18 protein-coding genes and 1 tRNA gene are annotated in these 19,610 nt (G+C 64.0%); 4 read left to right on the top strand and 15 right to left on the bottom strand.

Translation table 11 applies throughout. The annotated features are described in order from the left end of the window. Window positions 1-59: 59 nt before the first annotated feature. Entirely contained in the window at window positions 60-515 is a 456-nt protein-coding gene (gene cueR / locus NA2_RS13265) for a Cu(I)-responsive transcriptional regulator (RefSeq protein WP_040677870.1), read from the top strand. A 144-nt stretch (window positions 516-659) separates the two neighbouring features. Next, window positions 660-1,127, top strand: a complete 468-nt coding sequence (locus NA2_RS13260; protein ID WP_008597478.1) for a VOC family protein — start codon at window positions 660-662, stop codon at window positions 1,125-1,127. A 221-nt stretch (window positions 1,128-1,348) separates the two neighbouring features. Here the strand turns inward: NA2_RS13260 and NA2_RS13255 are convergent, their stop codons facing one another. The 8 genes from NA2_RS13255 to NA2_RS13220 form a co-directional block, all read right to left on the bottom strand. Then, entirely contained in the window at window positions 1,349-1,819 is a 471-nt protein-coding gene (locus NA2_RS13255; protein ID WP_008597477.1) for a YbaK/EbsC family protein, read from the bottom strand. Window positions 1,820-1,893: 74 nt separating this feature from the next. Further along, window positions 1,894-2,703: an MBL fold metallo-hydrolase gene (locus NA2_RS13250; protein ID WP_040677822.1), complete on the bottom strand. Its 810-nt coding sequence runs from the start codon at window positions 2,701-2,703 to the stop codon at window positions 1,894-1,896. Continuing rightward, the gene (locus tag NA2_RS13245; RefSeq protein ID WP_008597475.1) at window positions 2,700-3,488 is read right to left on the bottom strand and encodes a TatD family hydrolase; all 789 of its coding nucleotides are present in this window, start codon (window positions 3,486-3,488) and stop codon (window positions 2,700-2,702) included. Before NA2_RS13245 ends, NA2_RS13250 begins: the two co-directional genes overlap by 4 nt. Window positions 3,489-3,493: 5 nt before the next feature. Beyond that, window positions 3,494-5,053, bottom strand: coding sequence for a methionine--tRNA ligase (metG, locus tag NA2_RS13240; RefSeq protein ID WP_008597474.1), 1,560 nt, complete (start codon window positions 5,051-5,053; stop codon window positions 3,494-3,496). 90 nt (window positions 5,054-5,143) lie between these two features. Further along, on the bottom strand, window positions 5,144-6,214 hold the full coding sequence (locus NA2_RS13235) for a DNA polymerase III subunit delta' (RefSeq protein WP_008597473.1): 1,071 nt from the start codon (window positions 6,212-6,214) through the stop codon (window positions 5,144-5,146). After that, window positions 6,214-6,885, bottom strand: coding sequence for a dTMP kinase (gene tmk / locus NA2_RS13230; RefSeq protein WP_008597472.1), 672 nt, complete (start codon window positions 6,883-6,885; stop codon window positions 6,214-6,216). Before tmk ends, NA2_RS13235 begins: the two co-directional genes overlap by 1 nt. A 128-nt stretch (window positions 6,886-7,013) precedes the next feature. After that, window positions 7,014-8,192 carry a D-alanyl-D-alanine carboxypeptidase family protein gene (locus tag NA2_RS13225; protein WP_008597471.1) on the bottom strand — a complete coding sequence of 393 codons (1,179 nt, stop codon included), beginning with the start codon at window positions 8,190-8,192 and terminating at the stop codon, window positions 7,014-7,016. Between the two features lie 114 nt (window positions 8,193-8,306). Beyond that, complete coding sequence (locus tag NA2_RS13220) at window positions 8,307-9,548, bottom strand: septal ring lytic transglycosylase RlpA family protein (protein WP_051011644.1); 1,242 nt, start codon at window positions 9,546-9,548, stop codon at window positions 8,307-8,309. 285 nt (window positions 9,549-9,833) lie between these two features. Between NA2_RS13220 and NA2_RS13215 the strand changes: the two genes are divergently transcribed. Both NA2_RS13215 and NA2_RS13210 read left to right on the top strand, forming a co-directional pair. Beyond that, window positions 9,834-9,923: transfer RNA gene (locus NA2_RS13215), tRNA-Ser, on the top strand. Window positions 9,924-10,200: 277 nt separating this feature from the next. Beyond that, complete coding sequence (locus NA2_RS13210; protein ID WP_008597469.1) at window positions 10,201-10,602, top strand: hypothetical protein; 402 nt, start codon at window positions 10,201-10,203, stop codon at window positions 10,600-10,602. Between the two features lie 460 nt (window positions 10,603-11,062). Here the strand turns inward: NA2_RS13210 and NA2_RS13205 are convergent, their stop codons facing one another. The 7 genes from NA2_RS13205 to NA2_RS13175 all read right to left on the bottom strand — a co-directional run bounded on the left by NA2_RS13205 (window position 11,063) and on the right by NA2_RS13175 (window position 19,606). Then, window positions 11,063-12,067 carry an NAD(P)H-quinone oxidoreductase gene (locus NA2_RS13205; RefSeq protein ID WP_008597468.1) on the bottom strand — a complete coding sequence of 335 codons (1,005 nt, stop codon included), beginning with the start codon at window positions 12,065-12,067 and terminating at the stop codon, window positions 11,063-11,065. 93 nt (window positions 12,068-12,160) lie between these two features. Beyond that, window positions 12,161-14,482 carry a molybdopterin-dependent oxidoreductase gene (locus NA2_RS13200; protein WP_008597467.1) on the bottom strand — a complete coding sequence of 774 codons (2,322 nt, stop codon included), beginning with the start codon at window positions 14,480-14,482 and terminating at the stop codon, window positions 12,161-12,163. 4 nt (window positions 14,483-14,486) lie between these two features. Beyond that, window positions 14,487-16,010 (bottom strand): tripartite tricarboxylate transporter permease, encoded by a 1,524-nt coding sequence (locus NA2_RS13195; RefSeq protein ID WP_008597466.1) that lies wholly within the window; start codon window positions 16,008-16,010, stop codon window positions 14,487-14,489. A gap of 4 nt (window positions 16,011-16,014) precedes the next feature. Beyond that, window positions 16,015-16,473, bottom strand: a complete 459-nt coding sequence (locus NA2_RS13190; protein WP_008597465.1) for a tripartite tricarboxylate transporter TctB family protein — start codon at window positions 16,471-16,473, stop codon at window positions 16,015-16,017. Between the two features lie 96 nt (window positions 16,474-16,569). Next, window positions 16,570-17,352 carry a maleate cis-trans isomerase family protein gene (locus NA2_RS13185; protein WP_040677813.1) on the bottom strand — a complete coding sequence of 261 codons (783 nt, stop codon included), beginning with the start codon at window positions 17,350-17,352 and terminating at the stop codon, window positions 16,570-16,572. A 168-nt stretch (window positions 17,353-17,520) separates the two neighbouring features. After that, window positions 17,521-18,456, bottom strand: a complete 936-nt coding sequence (locus NA2_RS13180) for a Bug family tripartite tricarboxylate transporter substrate binding protein (protein WP_244423648.1) — start codon at window positions 18,454-18,456, stop codon at window positions 17,521-17,523. Window positions 18,457-18,568: 112 nt separating this feature from the next. Continuing rightward, window positions 18,569-19,606: a M14 family metallopeptidase gene (locus NA2_RS13175; RefSeq protein ID WP_008597462.1), complete on the bottom strand. Its 1,038-nt coding sequence runs from the start codon at window positions 19,604-19,606 to the stop codon at window positions 18,569-18,571. Between the last annotated feature and the right edge of the window lie 4 nt (window positions 19,607-19,610).

Here is a 19,610-nt window from a genome sequence, read left to right as displayed (position 1 = left end):
AACGCCCGGCAGCCGCCCTATATAGGGCCGGTTGCCGGAGCTTTTTCGGGAGTGTGATGATGAACATCGGACGCGCATCGAGCGCATCGGGCGTTTCGTCCAAGATGATCCGTTACTATGAGCAGAACGGGTTGATCCCCAGGGCGGATCGTACGGAGTCCGGCTATCGCGACTATTCCGACACCGATGTCCATATGCTTCGCTTCATCCGCCGCGCGCGCGACCTCGGCTTCTCGGTGGCCGAGATCGGCAATCTGCTGGGGCTCTGGCGCGACGATGCCCGGCAGAGTTCGGAGGTCAAGCGTCTGGCGGAAGGGCATGTCCGGGAATTGGAGAGAAAGATCGCCGGTCTCCAGGACATGGTTCAGACGCTGACCGTGCTGATCCGGTCCTGCCGGGGCGATCACCGCCCGCACTGCCCGATCCTGCACCAGCTCGAGACCGGCCAGGACAATGAGGATCGCTCGGTCAAACCCCGCGCCGGCGCTGTCGAGAGTGCATCGAGGAGGACTTAGAAACCGCTTGGCGAGGGGCAGGGGTGGCATTTGCAGATCTCCATGCCAAACTCTTTCGGCGTTTCATCGCAGCGCGATAAAGATTTCAAATGAAAGCCGCATCGCGGCATTTCACAGGTGTATATCATTGCTGGATGAAGCGGCATGAACGACCCTTTTAGACGCTCCACGCTCGGCGCCGGTGTTTTTTATCGTGACCCGGTCGCGGCGCTGGACTGGCTCGAGCACGCTTTCGGATTCGAGCGCCACATTGAGGTGCGGGATCGCGACGGCGTGCTTGTCCACTCCGAAATGCGCATGGAGGACGCCTATATCGTCGTGGATTCGGAGTGGGCGTCCTATATTGCGAGCCCGGCATCAGTCGGCGCGAAGAACACGCAGGTCCTCTATATCAAGCTGCGCTACGGCCTCGATCAGCATTGCGACACAGCGCGGCGGGCGGGTGCCGAAATCCTGCAGGAGCCTGAGGATCAGGTCTATGGTGACCGCATCTATCGCGCGCGTGATCCGGAAGGGCACGTCTGGACGTTCATTCAGCCTGTTCGCTCGGTCTCCCGGGACGAAGCCGAGAGTCTGACTGGATGGAGCATCGAAGGCTGGCATCAGGAGTAGGCGCTCAGCCGTGCGAGGCACACGCGGAGAGATGAAGGCACACGGGCGCTGGCATATCGGAAAGTTGCATAAGATAGATTATGGAACAATACGGTGCGACGCGCACTGCCAGAAACTGCGTTTGCGGTCCTGACGCTGCATCTGGCATCATGCCCCGCGTCCCGCGCGTCTGTCGGTGATGCATCTTGCGCCCAACGGACTCCGACGCCTGCGCATGCACCTCAGGCCGTCAGGTCGGCTTCCGACACGCCGGCCGCGCGGAACAGAGCGCCCGGTTCGGCGGCGAACACGGCGTCATGCGCGCCCGCCGCCGCCCAGACCACGTCGAAACCAAGCAGCGTCCTGTCGCCGAACCTGCGTACGCCGTCCGGCTGGCCGAGCGGCGAAACGCCGCCGATGGCAAAACCCGTTTCGTCGCGGATGCGGCGCGGATCGGCGCGCTTCAGTGCTTCGCCGGCGATCCCGGCAGCCTTGTCGAGGTCGAGCTGATGCGCGCCCGACACCAGAAACAGATAAAGGCTTGCGCTGTCTTCGCCCTGGAAGATCAGCGACTTGACGATCTGCGCGACGCTGCAGCCGCACTGGCTGGCGGCTTCCTCGGCGGTGCGGGTCGATTCACCCATGCGTCTGATGTCGATCGCAAGGCCGGCCCGGTCGGCGGCGGATTGGACGCGGCTGATGCTCTTGCTCATGGATTCCTCTTGTTTTTCAGTCGGATATCGAGCTGTTTGGACATTTCTCATGATGTCAGCATAACATGCTGATTTTAAATGGAAACTTCCAATATCATGCCGTCATAGGCCGGTTCGACATGGTCCGGAGTTTCGCGCAGCACGGTCGCGTAGTCGAGCGGGATATGCATGTGGGTCAGCACGGCGCGGCGCGGCGCAAGCCGGGCGATCCAGCCGAGCGCCTGGTCCAGCGAGAAATGGCTGGGATGCGTCTGATATTGCAGGGCGTCGATCACCAGAATCTCGGCATCGGCGATCAGCGGGGCCGTCTCGCCGGGAAAATCGCTGACATCGGGGCAATAGGCGATGCCGCCGATGCGGAAGCCGAGCGACAGGATGTCGCCGTGGATCTGCGGCAGCGGCGTGAAGGTCAGCGGACCGCCCTCTCCCGTGATCGTGAAATCATCCTCGTGGCCGATGGCATGCGCCTTGAGGATCGGCGGATAGCTGCTGCCGGGCGGCGTTTCGAAACAGTAGCCGAAGGCGTCGCGCAGGCGCGCGAGCGTCGGTTGGTCCGCATAGATGTCCATCAGGCGGCGCTGGTTCAGGACGAAGCCGCGCAGATCGTCGATGCCGTGGATGTGGTCGGCGTGCGGATGGGTGTAGACCACGGCGTCGAGCCTGGTGACGCGGGCATCGATCATCTGTTCGCGGAAATCCGGCCCCGTGTCGATCGCGACACGGGTGACGCCGCCATCCGCCGCGATGCGCTCGATCATGGCGGCACAGCGCCGCCGCCGGTTCCTCGGGTTCTCCGGATCACAGGCGCCCCACTCACCGGTGATGCGCGGCGTACCCGGCGACGAGCCGCAGCCGAGGATCGTCAGACGCAGGCGGTCGCTCACGGAAAGAGGCTCCGCGGCACCTTGGAGAACAGGCGGAAGAAATTGTCGGTAGTGGTTGCGGCAAGCGCCGCCGGATCGAGGCCGACCGTCTCGGCGAGCACCTGGGCGGTATGGGCGACGAAGGCCGGTTCGTTGCGCTTGCCGCGCTTCGGCACCGGCGCCAGATAGGGCGCATCCGTTTCGACCAGCAGGCGGTCATGCGGCACGGTCGCCGCGATGTCGCGCAGTTCCTGCGAATTCCTGAAGGTCAGGATGCCCGAGAAGGACACGTAGCCGCCCAGCCGCACGCCGGCGACAGCCAGTGCCGCGCCGGATGAGAAGCAGTGCAGGATAAAGGGGAAAGCCCCCTTCCCCGTCTCCTCCTCGAGGATGGCGATCATGTCGTCGTCGGCGGCGCGCGCGTGGATCACCAGCGGCAGGCCGCTCTGGCGCGCCGCCGCGATATGGGTACGCAGCCCCTCGGCCTGCGCGGCGCGGGGCGCCTTGTCGTAGTGATAGTCGAGACCTGCCTCGCCGATGGCGACGACCTTCGGGTGCTCGGCAAGCCTGATGAGGTCCTCGGCCGTGACGTCGAGCTCCTCGTCGGCATTGTGCGGATGGGTGCCGACCGAGCAGAACACGTTTTCATGGGCGTCCGCGATGGCCCGCACCCGCTCGAACTGGCGGACCCGCGTCGAGATCGTCACCATCAGCCCGACGCCGGCCGCGCGGGCGCGTTCCAGGATGGCGGGGCGCTCGTCGTCGAAGTCGGCGAAATCGAGATGGCAGTGGCTGTCGACCAGCATCCGGCTCAGGCCCCCTCGCCTTCCTTCTTTTCCTCGACATAGCGCGGAAACACCGGTTGCGGCGCCGGAAGCTCCTGTCCGGAAACGAGGGCGGCCGCATCCGCAACTTCCTGGAAGCTGCGCTTATCAACGGGGACTGCGAGCAGGTCGAGCAGCTTGGCGGCCGATCCCGGAATGAAGGGCTGGCAGAGGATCGCGACACGGCGGACGACTTCCGCCGTGGTGTAGAGCACGGTCTCCATGCGCGCGGGGTCCGTCTTCTTCAGCGACCAGGGCTCCTGGCCGGCGAAGTAACGGTTCGCCTCGGCGACGACGGCAAAGATGGCGGCGAGCGCGGTGTGGATCGCCTGGTTGCCCATGGCCTTGCGCGCTGCGCCGAGCGCCGCATCGGCGGCGGCCAGAATGGCGAGATCCACGTCTTCCAGCGTCCCCTTCTCGGGCACCTTGCCGCCGCAGTTCTTGGCGATCATCGACAGCGAGCGCTGCGCGAGATTGCCGAGATCGTTGGCGAGGTCCGCGTTCGACCGGTTGACGATGGCGTCGTGGCTGTAGCTGCCATCCTGTCCGAAGGGCACTTCGCGCAGGAAGAAATAGCGCACCTGGTCGAGCCCATAATGCTCGATGAGCGCGAAGGGATCGACGACGTTGCCGACGGATTTCGACATCTTCTCGCCGCGGTTGAACAGGAAGCCGTGCGCATAGACCCGCTTCGGCAGCGGAATCCCGGCCGACATCAGGAAGGCCGGCCAGTAGACGGCGTGGAAGCGGACGATGTCCTTGCCGATGACGTGCACGTCGGCCGGCCAGCAGGACCAACTCGCGGCATCGGTGTCGGGATAGCCGGCGGCGGTGATGTAGTTGGTGAGCGCGTCGACCCAGACATACATGACGTGCTTCTCGTCGCCCGGCACCGGGATGCCCCAGTTGAAGGTGGAGCGCGAGATCGACAGGTCGCGCAGGCCCGAGCGGACGAAGCTCATCACCTCGTTGCGGCGCTCGACCGGACCGATGAAATCGGGATTGGCCTCGTAATGCGCCAGAAGGCGCTCCTGATAGGCCGAGAGGCGGAAGAAATAGGTTTCCTCCTCGTTCCACTCGACCGGCGAGCCGAGCGGCTCGCGGCGCACGCCGTCCTCGCCGATCGTGGTCTCGCTCTCGTCGAAATAGGCCTCCTGGCGCACCGAGTACCAGCCGGAATAGCGGTCGAGATAGATGTCGCCATTGTCGGCCATCTTCTGCCAGATGGCCTGGCTGGCGCGCCTGTGACGCTCCTCGGTGGTGCGGATGAACTGGTCGTTGGAGCCGCCGACGGCTTCGACCATGCTGCGGAACACGGCGGCATTACGGTCGGCGAGCGCCAGCGGCGCGACGCCCTCCTTGTCGGCCGTCTGCTGCATCTTCAGCCCGTGCTCGTCGGTGCCGGTGAGAAAGAACACATCCTTGTTGTCCAGGCGCTGGAACCGCGCCATCGCGTCGGTGGCGATCACGGTGTAGGCATGGCCGATATGCGGCTTGCCGTTGGGATAGAAGATCGGTGTGGTGATGTAGAACTTTTCGCGGGCCATGCGGGGGAGTTTCCAGGCTTAGTGATGCTCGGTCGGACTGTTCGGACCGTCGTTGGACGAAATTCAACAGCGCAATACCGCATCGCGCCCTCACATGCCAGTGCGGCGTGGGTCTCCGGTCCGGAAAGCGGCGTGCAGCCTGGCGGCCAGCCCGGCCACGTGCTGCTTGCGGTCGAGATTGTAGGTTTCGGCGTCGCGGATCGCCGCGTTGGTCTCTTCCCACAGATCGGCCGCGCCGGCGGCGGCTTCTGCATCGCCGGCGGCGGCAAAGGCCGAAGCGCGCTCCGCGATCATGTCCAGCACGGCGCGGTTGAAGATGGCGAACTGTACGTCGCGTTCACGGCCGCTGACCGCGTCGCCCAGGCGCAGCGCCTCGGTACTGTCGAACGCGCCGCGCGCCTCGACCAGGCGTTGCAGGACGCTCGTGATCTCCGCGCCGCCGAACTGGGAAAGCAGGATGGCATTGCGGACGCTGCCGCCTGCATGCGCGGCAACGGCCTGACCGTCGCCGCCATCGGCTGCGCCGAGTGCGCCGAGCAGGCCGCCAAGCGCGTCGTCGCCGAGCGGCTGTAGTCGGATGACCTGGCAGCGCGAGCGAATGGTCGGCAGGAGACGGCCCGGCGAATGGGCGATGAGGATGAAGACCGTGCGCGGTGGCGGCTCTTCCAGGCTCTTCAGCAGGGCGTTGGCGGCGCTGACATTCATGTCGTCGGCGGGATCGACGATCACCACGCGATAGCCGCCATCGTGCGGCGTCAGCGAGAGGAAGCGCTGGATCCGGCGGATTTCGTCGACCGTGATGACGGTCTTGAATTTCTTGTCACGCTCGACATAGGGCCGGGTCAGGTGCAGCAGCGAGGGGTGTACGTCCTGGGCGATCAGGCGGAACGCCTGCCCCGCCGCATCGGGCGCCGTCAGGTGTCCGGGCGCGTTGGACGGGTCGGGATGCGTGAAAAGATGATGCGCCAGGTGAAAGGCCAGCGTCGCCTTGCCGATGCCGGGCGGCCCGGCAAACAGCAGTCCGTGATGGAGCTTGCCTGCCCGGTAGGCCCCGGCGAGCATGGTTGCAGCCTCGGAATGCCCGACGAGAAGCGGATTCTCGGCCGGCTCGGGAATGTCCGGCAGCGTGTCGAAGCGTTCCGGCGCGATCCGCTCGAACATCAGGCGTTGCTCCGTCGGCCGGCGGCGGCCGTTTCGCCGGCGATGGCGCCGCGCGCCGCCTTCAGCACGCTCGTCGCCACCCTGTCGGGCTCGAGCGATGCATCCACCACCACACAGCGACCCGGCTCTGCCTTGGCGATCTCGAGAAAGGCTTTTCGCCGGCGGCGATGGATGGCCAGCGTCTCCTTCTCGAAACGGTCGGGCGCTTCCTCGGCGCTGCGCCGCGCGCCGGCGCGCCGCAGCCCCTCCTCAGGATCGATGTCCAGGATGACCGTCAGATCCGGCAGCATGCCGTTGATGGCGACGCGTTCAAGATTGCGCATGAAGGCGGGATCGAGATCGCCGGTGACGCCCTGATAGACGCGCGAGGAATCGAGGAACCGGTCGCACAGCACATCGGCACCGCGCTCGATCGCCGGCCGGATCACCTGCTCGACATGGTCGGAGCGGGCGGCGGCGAACAGGATCGCCTCCATCGACTGGCCGAAGGGTTCGGCAGCGCCCGACAGGAGCACGTGGCGCACGGCCTCGGCGCCGGGCGATCCGCCGGGCTCGCGGGTCACGATCACCTCGCGTCCATCGGCGCGCAGGCTTTCCGCCAGCCGGCCGATCTGCGTCGACTTGCCAGCCCCCTCGCCCCCCTCGAATGTGATGAAGAAACCGCGCGGCAAGGTAAGCTCCCCGTTCGTCGGCGGCCGTCCATGCGCGCCGGCAGCCCTCGCCTCCTACTTAGGCCGTCGGGGAACAAAGGTCCACGCCGCGCCCCGGCTTCTCAACACGCGATTGCCCGCCGGATGCATCAGGAACGATACTTGCGCAGCCAGCCGACCAGCAATTCGCCGACCGCGTCCATCGCCCTGTCCGACAGCGTGCCGACGGCAACGTCCTCGGCGGCGTAGAGGGGTGTTTCCTGGCTGAGCGTGTCGCCGATCCAGACTTTTAGCGTGCCGATCCGCGTTCCCGCCGCGACGGGCGCCGGGACCGGTCCCTGGTAGACGATACGGGCGACCAGTCGGTCGGCCTCGGTGATCGGCTTGAAGATCGCGATCGGGCCTTCCGCCCGCAGGGCCAGATCCGGTTGCTCGCCGCCGAACACGGAAACGCGGCCGATGGTCTCGCCGGCGGCAAAGATCTCCGTCCGCTCGAAGGCGCGGATGCCCCAGTCGAGCATCTTGCGGGCTTCCTCGGCGCGCTCGCTTTCGCTCGACAGCCCACTCATCGCGACGAACAGACGCCGGTCGCCGCGATGCACGGCGCCGACGATCGCGTAGCCCGTCTCCTCGGTGAAGCCGGTCTTCATGCCCTCAGCGCCGATGTCCATGCGCAACAGCGGATTGCGGTTGCGCTGCAGGATCTTGTTCCAGGTGAAGGCTTCCTGGGCGTAGTATTTGTAGAATTCCGGATACTCGCGCCAGATATGCGCGCTGAGCCGGACGAGGTCGCGCATCGTCACATGCTGACCCTCCGCCGGCAGGCCGGTCGCGTTGACGAAAACCGAATCCGTCAGGCCGATAGTGCGGGCGCGTTCGGTCATCAGCCGGGCAAAGTTTTCCTCGGAACCAGCCATGCCCTCGGCGATGATGATGCAGCCGTCATTCGCCGACTGCACGATGACCGCTTGGATCAGCGCTTCCAGCGGCACGGAGGACTTGATCTCGGCGAACATGGTCGACGTGCCTGATATGGCTCCGCCGGTGCGCCAGGCATGCTCGCTGACATAGAAGGCGTCGTTGAGGGTCAGCCGGCCACTCTTGATCGCATTGAAGACGACCTCCATCGTCATCAGCTTGGCGAGCGAGGCCGGTGGGATCCGCGCGTCGGCTTCCTTGGAGAACAGAACGGTGCCGGTTTCGGCATCGATCATGAAGGCCTGTTTGGCGCGCGTCTCGAAGAGCTGCGCCGATGCCGACTGCGCGCCGAACAGCAGCACGACAAGCGCCGCGGCAAGCAACCCGTTGAAATTCCACCTGTACACCATACGCCCCGGGGTCCTATCCACCCGCCGATGGTACAGGTTTCGGCGCGCGGCGATCAACAGTTCCGCACGAAATAAAGCGACAAAGTTTAACGGTCCGCGGCTTTTGACTGTGCGCTACTGCCGCACCACGAAGGCATCCTGTGCGCCCGCCGCCCATGCTGTTTCCAGCATGCGGTCCAGATCCATCCGGCCGTCGGGCATGACGCTGACGGTGAAATAGGTCTGGCCGCCGGGCTCCACGGCGCTCTGCAGGGCAACCCTGCCGACACCTTTCAGGCGCTCGGCCTGCGCTTCGGCTTCGGTGCGCGAGGTCCAGCTTCCGGCGTTCAGATAGGCCTGCCCGGCCTCCTCTCCCGCCATAGCGCGGCCGTTCCACCATTCCGCCACGGCGTTCGCCGTCAGTTCCGGCTGCAACACGGCGTCGAACGGCGTCGAAGCGTTCCAGATGCGCCGGTCCGCATAGGACAGAAGTGCCACATCGGTCGCGTCGCTCTCTGCCGGCGAGACGGTCCGTGGGCGATCCGGAACGATGGGGCCGAGCGCGGGAAGCACCGCCTGCTCCCCACCGGCAGCGACCGGCAGGGGCGCGGGCGGCGCCAGGCCCGGCTGGCTGGCGAAGGCATCGGCCGCCCTGACGCCGGGAAGCGTGGCGGTCGGGGTCGTGCCGTTTATGGCGATCATGACACCGGTCGGAAGGCCGTCGGACGGGTCCGGAGCAGCGCCGCCCGGGCGATAGGACGCCAGGAGATACTGGTCGTCCTGGCCCTCGAGCGGCGCGCGGCCCACATATTCCACCTGCACCTCGGCGATGCCCGAATGGGTGTAGTCGAGCATTTCCGCAGCGCGTTTCGACAGGTCGATGACGCGGTTGTGCGCAAAGGGTCCGCGATCGTTGACGCGGACGAGGACCGAACTGCCGTTCTTCATGTTGGTGACGCGCGCATAGCTGGGCAGAGGCATCGTCGGATGCGCGGCGGTCAGATGCGTCATGTCATAGACTTCGCCGTTTGCCGTCAGCCGCCCGTGGAAGGCATCGCCGTACCAGGATGCCATGCCGACCTTCTTGTAGTCGGGATCTTCGGCGGGATGATACCAGCGCCCCTTGATCTGATAAGGCTTGCCGACCTGATAGCGCCCGCCGCCGCGCGGCAGGTTGGAACGGACGGAGGTGACGCGCGGACTGGCTTTGACGCCGTATTCCGATTCGGCGAAATATTCCTTGGTGGGTTTCTTGCTGACTGCGACTTTCGGCGTCGTGGATGAACAGGCCGAGACGAGAGCCGCGCAGGCGGCGGCCATGACCGTCACCGATAAGCGGCGCGCGCCGGCGGGGCTCGAAGATATCCGCAGGCTCATGCGCCCGAATCCAGTCGAGACGTCGAACAATCATTCATCGGCGCAGGAAATCCCCATCCAGGCGAAAAATATCCGGTAACCCGGTCTTCAGATGCAAATACGACGGGACGCCCTCCGCATCCCGGTCGCATACTGGTACATAATCTCTTATTACCGTGTAAATCATTTGTGGCGGGAAGTAGGCGGGCGCGCCACAAAATGCGCAAGATCCCGCGCCCCAGCCCGCGTCCTTCCCCGCGTTTTGCCTTGAAAAGGCGCAGGGCTTGAAGCATACAGCCGTCAGCCGGAGGGATGGCCGAGCGGTTTAAGGCACCGGTCTTGAAAACCGGCGTGGGCGCGAGTCCACCGTGGGTTCGAATCCCACTCCCTCCGCCATTGGTCAGTTCACGGCAGTTTCACTTCGTTCAACGCCTCCGCGGGGCCGCCTGTCGGTCAGTCGCGCAGTCGCGCTCTTGCCGTATACTTCGAACTTCGTCCCGAACTCGACGCCATTTGCCACCAGTCGATACGGTCCGGCGTTCCTGTGAATTCACACCAGAAGCAGCCTCCGATCCTGCCAATCAGAGCAGCCAGACCGGGGGCCACCGCAAATTCTGGGTAGATCGACCGCCGTTGCGGCGCTAGCTTCCGAACATCGGGAGCACTGAAACGCATGGACATGATCAGACCGTACTACAGCCGCCTTTTCCCCGCAGCGATCATAACGGCAGGTTTTGCCGCGTTCGCTCATGCGGCGCTGGTGGCGGTGGCCGCCCGCTCCATCGGGCTGGAACTGGTTGCGATCGCCAGCCTGACTTTCGCGGTGGCGATTGTCGTCGCTCTGGCGGGAGGGGCAGTGCTGCTCGCGGTTGTCGGGGCGTTGAAACTGAAGCCCCTGCCCTCGCTGTTTCTTTTCTTTGTCGCCGTGCAATGCGTTGCGATCTGGCTGGAAATGTTCCTCTTCGATTTCGAGAGCGGCTGGGCGGACATATCATGGCAATACGGGCTGATCTCGGTGCCAGCCTCGCTGATAGCCTGGCATCAATCGGTTTTTCACGTCCAGAAGCGGGGGTGAAACCCCACGCGCGTCGCGGGTCCGTCCGTATTCTCGCAAAGATGAAATAGAGGGCGCCGGTCACATCAACGACGGCATTGCGCACCACCCGAAGCAGGGGCGCCGACACGCCGAACATAGCTATCGTGACAGGAAGGGCGATCCGCGCGAGAGACGTGTCGCCGCTCAGGGAACCGAATGTTCGACGACAATGAGACGAATGAAGAGGATCGCTTTCACCCCGCCTGAGCAACGATCCCCTCCAGCGAAAGAGAGTTCCTGAGGATCTGCTGTACGCTGGCGATGTCAGCTGATCCGCGACCGGACGCCTTGCCGTTGCTGTCAGGGTGCTCGGGCGTTGCAGGGCCCGGTTTCAGCGCAGAGCATTCGGAAAGGTAGCCGAGACATCATCTCCCCTCACACCCTTTGACGGTCGGGATGATCAGTCGTTTCCGGATGCCTCTCCGTCTTGCTTCGGCGGTCAGATACGCAACACTATCTTGCCGGCGTGTCGACCGGACTCCAGGGCCGCATGGGCATCGGCGACCGAAGCCATGGGAAACTCTGCCCCAATCACCGGTTTGAAACTCCCCTGGGAGATCAGCGGCCAAACACGCTCCTTGATGATGCTGCGCAGTCGTCCCTTTTCCTTCGGTGTGCGGTGGCGGAGTGTTGTGCCGGTAATCACCGCGCGCTTGAGCATAATCTGACGGATGTTGAACACAGCCTCCGGAGCTTCGTCGCCGGCGATGAAGCAGATGCGCCCGTGCAGGGCAAGGCTCTCGAGGTTGCGCTGGGAATAGCTTCCACCGACCATGTCGAGAACCACATCAACGCCGTGTCCGGCTGTAAACTCCAGAACCCTTTCCACAAAATCGTCCTGACGATAGTTGATCGCCAGAACGGCACCGATATCCTTGCACAGTGCCACCTTCTCGGCCGTTCCTGCGGTGGCGAGGGGTTTTGCTCCGAACGCGGCCGCAAGCTGGATGGCCGTCGTCCCGATTCCGCTTGCACCTCCGTGGATCAACACGGTCTCACCAGGCTGAAGTCCCGCCTGCTCGAACAAGGCTGCCCATGTGGTAAAAACTGTCTCGGGCAAGCCGGCTGCTTCGACGAAACTCAGACTTTCGGGGATGGGCAGGCACTGCACGGCAGGAGCGACCACATATTCGGCGTAGCCGCCACCTATGAGAAGCGCGCAGACCCTGTCACCGACATCGAACTCATCAACCTCCGCCCCTGTCGCCAGAACAGTTCCGGCAACTTCCAGACCGGGCACCGTAGGTGCGTCCGATGGCATCGGATAGTCGCCGGCCCGCTGCTTGAGATCGGCGCGATTGACACCGGCAGCCTCCACCTTGATGAGGACATCTCCGCGCTGAGCGGAAGGCACCGGTCTCGAGACCAGGGTAAGTGCCTCCGGTCCGCCCGGTACCGGAACATCAATAACGCGCATCTTGCCCTGATGTGTCATGCGAACCATCGTCCTTGTCTCGTTTCTCCAGGCGCGATCTTCTCGCGCCCGCACGTTCATTTCCCCAATGAACAATCCGACAGCACCGGTCGGGGGCAGATTTCACCGTTCGTGAAATGGGGCGGAGTGTGGCCAGACCTGCGGGGCTGCGCCCTGCAGTTTCTCCAGCGACACGAGGCACAATTGGCCTGCGCAACCTTGGCTCAAGGCGGAGGCTCCGGCATCTGACGTCACCGCGTTGGGATTGCCGTTGACACAGGTGAGCCCTGTTCCCGGCAGTTCCTCCGGGGCATACCAGGCACCGGTCGAGAGCTGCACCACGCCAGGCAAGACCGCGTCAGAGGGACGTGCCGCTGCCAGAACCGAGCCGCGTTCGTTGTGGAGCCGGATCACATCTCCCTCACAAATTCCGAGCCGCGCGGCATCGTCCCCGTTGAGCCTCGCAACCTCGCGTCCTTTCATCTTTGCAGCCATGCTGGTGCTTCCGAAATCGAGCTGGCTGTGGAGGCGGGTGGCCGGCTGGTTGGAGACGAGTTGAAACGGATGGCGTTCGGCCATCGGCGCACCCAGCCATTCGGCCGGTGCGAGCCATGCCGCATGCCCTGGCAGGCCAGCGCCCGCAACGGTTTCCGAAAACAGCTCAATCTTGCCGCTTGGCGTATCGAGCGGGGCACCCGACGGGTCCCGATGAAAGCGCACCATCGTGCCGGGGGCGTCGCGCACAGGCAGTTCAATCCGCCCGTTTTGCATGAAGTCCTCGAAGGACGGGGCATCGTGTCCGAGCTTTTCGAGAGCTGCGCGCGTCGGCTCATACATGGCTTTCAACCAGCCGTCCGTGTCGCGACCCTCTGTGAAGATCTCGCTGCACCCGAGCCTGCCGGCCAGATCCGCGAAGATTGAGTAATCATCGCGCACTTCGCCGAAAGGTTCCGCAAACCTCTGCATCGCAAAGAGATACGGGTCGTTGCCGCCCGCGCCGATATCGCTCCGTTCGGCCGTGATGGTTGCGGGAAACACAATGTCGGCGTGGCGCGCCGATGCGGTAAAGACGCTGTCGTGCAGGATGATCGTCTCCGGCCGGGAGAATGCCTCCTTCAAACGCGAGAGATCCTGGTGGTGATGAAAGGGATTGCCGCCCGCCCAGTAGACGAGCCGGATATTGGCATAGCGGCGCACTTCGCCCTTGTAGGTGTAGGGCTCGCCCGGTTTCAACAGAAGATCCGAGATGCCGGCCACGGGAATGAAATCGTCAACCCGGTTATGCCCCTGTGGCATGGTGGGCAACGGCACGGCCAGCGCTTCCTTGCCGATATTGCCAATGGAGCCCAGTCCGTAGCAGAAACCCGCACCGGGCAAACCGCCCTGCCCCAGCATGCAGGCAAGCGTCAGCGCCATCCAGACGGGCTGTTCGCCGTTCTCCGCGCGCTGCAACGAATACGTGACGTTGATCAGCGTCCGGCTCTTCGCGGCCCGCTCGGCCAGAGCGGCGATCTCGGAGGACGGGACGCCGCAGATGCTCTCGGCCCATTCTGGCGTTTTAGCGACACCATCCGATTTGCCCGTCAGATAGGCCTCGAACGCGGGATAACCCGTCGTGTAGCGCTCCAGATAGGCGCGATCGACCAGGCCCGTCTCATGCAGCCTGTAGGCCATGCCAAGCATCAATGCGGTGTCGGTGGCCGGGCGCGGAGCAATGCGCGTGAGGCCCGGCAGATCGCTGAAATCGTCGGCGATGGGGCTGACCGAGACGAAGTTGCAGCCGCGAGCAGCGGCCTTGTGCAGAACACTCTTGCCCAAGTGCCTGGAACTGCCGCCCGCGCTCACCGCCAGATTGCGCAGCGGAAGACCGCCGAAGCAGATCAGAAGTTCCGTATCCTGTGCAAGCTCGCGCAGATAGGGATGATCGCGGTTCAACTTGATCGCATTGCCTAGAACCAGCGACAGGATCACGCTGCCTGCACCGGACGAATAGGTGTCTACGGAGGCAACGTAGCCGCCGAAAACACTGTTCAGAAAGCGGTGCACCTGGCTTTGCGCATGATGGAAGCGGCCGGCCGAGGACCAGCCGTAGGACCCCCCGAACACACGCGCGCCAGGCAGGGGACCGTCGTCCGACAGGGAGGGCGAAGCACCCAGGCGTCGCAACTCCTGTGCCGTCCTTTGCAGGGCTTCTTCCCACTCGACCTCGACGAATGCATCGGAGCCGCGACGTCCGTCCGGGCCCGGGCCATCTTCCAGCCAGCCGCGGCGGATCAGCGGCTTTCGGATGCGGGCGGGGTGATCGAGCGACGCCGGAATGTTGGCAAGCAAAGGCGACGGGTCGGGATCGGCCTCGAAGGGGCGGATGTCCAGCCTTCCGCCATTCATCCGCGCGCTGAACGCGCCCCAATGACTGCTGTGCTGCTTGTAGGTGGTGTCATCCATCGTTCTACTCGATGTCCACCCGGTGGGTCTGGCGCGCGCGCAGTTTCTGCACGATGGGACCCAGCGGCAGCGAACGCAGAATAAGCACCAGGCAGATCGCCAGAAAGATCGCGCTGATCGGATGATAGAGGAACGTCATCGGGTCCCCTCTCCCCAGAAGCAAGGCGCGGCGCAGATGCTGCTCCATCAGCGGTCCCAGCACGAAGCCGAGCAGGAGGGGCGGCGCTGGATACCGAAACAGCGCCAGCACATAACCCACGACGCCGAAGACGAGCATTATGTAGACATCGAAGATGCTGTTGCGGATGCTGTAGACGCCGATGCAGACAAAAACGAGCATGATCGGGTAGAGGATGCGTGGCGGAATGGCCAGCATGCGGACCCAGATGCCGATCAGGGGAATGTTGAGCACGAGAAGCAGAACGTTGCCGATCCAGAAGCTGGCTGCCAGCCCCCAGAAGATGTCGCCGTGGGAGCTGATGAAATCCGGACCCGGCGTGATGCCGTGGATCATCAGCGCACCGATCAAGACCGCCATGACCACGTCGCCCGGCACGCCGAGCGTGAGCGTGGGAATGAAGGCCGTCTGCACGGAGGCGTTGTTGGCGGCCTCCGGTGCGGCAATGCCCTCGATGGCGCCCTTGCCGAACTTTTCCGGATTCTTCGAAACCTGCGTCTCGGCCACATAGGCAAGATAGGAAGCCAGGGCCGGCCCTGCGCCCGGCATCGCGCCGATGACAGAACCGATGCCCATGCCCCGAAATGTGGGCAGGATCGCCTGTTTGAGCTGCGTCCTGGTCGGCAGCATGTCGCGCAGGCGCACCGAACTCGCGTTGAGAAGCACAGGGCCTTTGCCCGCGAAACTCGACAGGATTTCCGCGACGCCGAACAGGCCGATCGAAAGCGCCACGAGACTGACGCCCTCCGCCAGATCGAGGATGCCGCCGGTGAAGCGGAATTCGCCCGTGTACTTGTCCGTGCCGATCATGGAGAGGGCAAGCCCCGCGACCACCATCGTCATGCCCTTGATGGGCGAGCCGATAGACAGGGTGGAAGCCGCCACGAGACCGAGCAGCATGACGGAGAAATATTCTGCCGACGAGAAATTCATCGCGAAGGCGGAGATGACCGGCGCAAGCCCCATGACGAGCACGATGGCCATGGTGCCGCCGGCAAAGGAGGTCAGCGTGGTGATCATCAGCGCCACGCCTGCCTGCCCCTTCTGGGTCAGCGGGTAACCGTCGAGGCAGGTGACGGCAGCGCTGGCCGTGCCTGGTATGTTGAGCAGGATCGAGGCGGTGGAACTGCCATATTGCGCGCCATAGAAGATGCCCGCCAGCATGATCATGGCGGTCGTGGGGTCGAGGTAGAAGGTGATCGGCAAACACAGCGCGATTGCCGCCAGCGGCCCGAGACCCGGCAGAACGCCGACGAATGTGCCGATCGTGACGCCGATGAAGCAGAACAGGATGTTGTGGGGTGTGGTCGCCGTGGCGAAACCGCCGAGGATCTGGTTGAAAAGGTCCATGGTCTCAGCCCCCGAAAATCGTGAAAGGAAGGCGGAAGCCGTAGATGAAGAGCGCCACGCATCCCACGCACATGGCCGCAATCACGATGCTCGTTGAAATCCAGCGTATCGGTCCATAGGCGAATGTCCCGATCAGCATCAGGACAATGGTGGCCGGGACAAGCCCGAACGGTTCGACCAGCAGTGCCCACGCCACGACGGCGATGAGCACCAAGGCAACCGGAAATGGCGGCGAGACATCGACCTCGATCCGGTTTCGCAGCGCGCCGACAAGACAGATGAGGCTGCAAAGGCAAAGCGCGCAGCCGATCAGGAACGGCATAGCGCCGGCGCCGATGCGTCGCACGGAGCCGAGGCCATGATCATAGGCGACGATCGTGAAGCCGACACCGACCGCCAGAAGAACGAGGGCGATTGCAATGTCGGCGTATTGCGCGCCCCTGATTTGCTTTCCATTTCTCATTTTTATCCCCATTGAACTCCAGGGCATTTTGCTGTTTCGAAACCTTAGGCCATCGCCCGACCTCTGATGCGGACTTTCCGTTTAGCCGGCAACACCCTAGGCACCACGAACCCGGGCCGAGGGATCGACACCGGCCAGATCGAGGCGGAACAGGCGGCCGGCGCCGATATCGCGCGGCGTGAGGCCCGCCCCGCGCATGGCGCGCCAGAGCGAGGCCGAATTGGACGAGAAGACAGGCCGCGCAAGATCTGCCTCCAGCGCCGCGATGCGGTCCATGGAACGCAGGTTCGTGCAGCTCAGGAAAACGGCGTCACATTCCCTGATCGCAGCACGATGGCCGAGCGCAAGCGCTTCCACGTCACGCGAATTGATACCGCGGATCATCTCGGAGCTCGCGCAGCCGAAAGTGGCGTTGCCGGGCACCGGATGCCCCGCCTTTTCAAGGAATGCGATCTCGGCGGCATGAATGTCGTCGGGATACGGGCTGATCAGGAACACCGTCCTGGCTTGAAGCGCCGCCAGCGCATCGAGCACGGCCCGTGTGGTTGTGACTGCGGGAACGCCCGAAGCGGCGCCGATCCTGTCCGCAATGGTGTCGAGAGCATCGTCGGCGCCCAGGAAACTCCCGGATGTGCACGCATAGAGGATGATGCGGGCGTCGATGCCGCCCAGAAGGCGCGACTGATGCTCGACGCTGTCCATCATGCGAATGAGCGATTCCTGCGTGAGCGCTGCCCCTTCTCGTGGAAGGCGCGAGAAATGGGCCGTCACGCCATCGGGCAGGAACTGCGGGAACTCGGTCTCGCAGGCGACGTTCCTCTCGGGAATGACGAAGCCTAGCCGAACCGGCGTTGCAGGCAGTGGCTTGAAGGGTTCCATGTCGCTTTGTCCTTTTCGGAAGATCCCGCGCATTCCGGAGCCTTTCCGGTCCCGCCGCAGTCGGGTGCTTTCAAACCCGCCGGGATGGACCGTCCGCCGCGCTTCCAGCGGGCGGGGCATGCGGAGGCCGGCCAGACTGCGACCGGCTTCCGCGACAGCATCGAGACATCACTTGGGCGCGCTGGCGCCGGCAAGCTTGACCATGTAGGCCCAGTTCTCGATCTCGGAAGCGACGAAGGCCTTGAATTCCTCCGGCGTCGAGCCGACCGGCACCGAGCCGAGCTCCTTGTTGCGCTGAACGACGTTCTCATCCTTCAGGGCTGCGGCGGTCGCCTCGTAGAGCTTCTGGACGATGGCATCGGGCGTGCCCGCAGGCGCAAAGATGCCCTGCCAGGAAATGGCAACGATCTTGTCGCCTCCCGACTCGACGAATGTCGGCACATCCGGCAGGAGCGGGTTGCGCTCGGCAGCCGTCACCGCGACCGGCTTGGCGATCCCGGCCTGAATCGCCTTGATGGCTTCCGGCAGGTTGTTGATGGCAATCTGGACGTCGCCCGCATTCAAGGCATTGTTCACTTCCGCGCCGCTGTCATAGGGCACGTTCTCCATGTCGACGTCGTAATTGTCCTTGATCAGCTCGAAAGTGAGGTAGGGTGAGTTGCCCACGCCCGGCGTCGCATAGAGTTCACCAGGGTTTTCCTTGGCAAAAGCCATCAGGTCCTTCACGTTGTCGAACTCGAAATCCTTGGAAACCAGAAGAACGCTCGGCTGCTGGATGAGCTGGGTGACCGGGGCGAAATCCTCAAGCACCTTGTAAGGAATGGTGTCTGCATAAAAGGCCGGCGCAATGGCTTCGCTGGCCACATTGCCCATCAGGATGGTGTAGCCATCCGGATCGGCCTTGGCGACCACGGCGGAACCCACGGTGCCGCCGGCCCCGGGCCGGTTCTCGATGACGACAGGCTGACCGAGCGCTTTGCCCATCGGTTCTGCCACGAGCCGCGCGATGATGTCGGCGGCCCCCCCCGGTGCCCACGGCACAATCATGGTAACCGGACGATCCGGATAGTTCTGGGCCTCGGCCGCCGTGCCAAACATGGCCATGGAAATCACGCCAAAGGCGGCTGTCAGGACTTTGATCTTTCTCATCGTTTTTCCCCTGAGGTTCGATTTGTCATGTCGCCGTTTTCCGGTTCTTGTGGTTGCCGCATTGCGGTCAGACGGACACGTCCGTCCATTCAAGCGCCACGAAGGCGATACGGTCCCCAGTGTGAACCACCGGATCCTTGCGAATGCCGATGATCAGCACATCCTGGGCCATGGCCGGCTCGGCCATGGGACGTCCGGTGATGCTGCAGATGGTGCCGAGAGGCCTGTTGGCCTCCACCTTCATGGCTGGACGATTGGCGGTGCGGAACAAGCCGCCCTCGCGCGTCATCACATGGGTGCGTCGGGCGACCCGGCGGAGCTTTTCGGCAGGCTTGCGCTGCGGCGCGGCGATCATGCCCATTTCTGCAGCCACGCCATGCAATCCCGCCACGCCGAGCGCGACGCAGCCTTCGTCCGTTTCGCTGCCGGACCCCAGCTCGATCATGAAGGCCGGCTTGCCGCGGGCCAGCATCTGGTAATCGAGCGCTCCGGGGATGTTGCCGGGAAGTTCGCCCGCGCCGGGCGCAACATTCATGCGACAAGCGACTACCGGGTGAAAATGACGGATCATCGAGAACAGTTTCGCTTCGTCGATGCCGCTGTCGGGATGCAGCTTGTAGACCGCATAGGGGTCCGAATAGAACAGGTTGTTCATGGTATGCATCGAGATCAGCACATCCGCGCAATCGGCTGCAGCCGCAAAAAGCGCCGCCGACATCTGGTCACTGACAAGCCCGTTCGCATTGCCCGGAAAGGTCTGGTCGAGATCCTGTTCATCCTGCGGCGCGGTCTTGCGACGGGCGTCGAGGGCCAGCGGATTGGCCGTCGAGCTGAGAACCACCGAGCCCGAAAGTTCAGCTGGATCAAGACCTTCCATGAAGTCGAGCGCTGCCCAGATGCCGTTGATCTCGTTGCCGTGAACCTGTCCGGAAATCCACAGGCAGGGGCCGGGCTTCGCCCCTTTCAGGATGAGGAAAGGAAGGACGATTTCGGCACCGGAGGCGAAACTTCCAACACGGATGCGCCCCTCGGTCAGGCTTCCCGGTGCCGCAGTGGCAAAGGCTTCGGCAAAACCTGCCTCGGTCGAAATGCGCTCTTTGCTCATGGTT

The sequence above is a fragment of the Nitratireductor pacificus pht-3B genome (genome assembly GCF_000300335.1).
In the GTDB taxonomy this organism is placed as follows: Bacteria; Pseudomonadota; Alphaproteobacteria; order Rhizobiales; family Rhizobiaceae; genus Nitratireductor; species Nitratireductor pacificus.
This window is presented reverse-complemented; position numbering and strand designations above follow the sequence as displayed.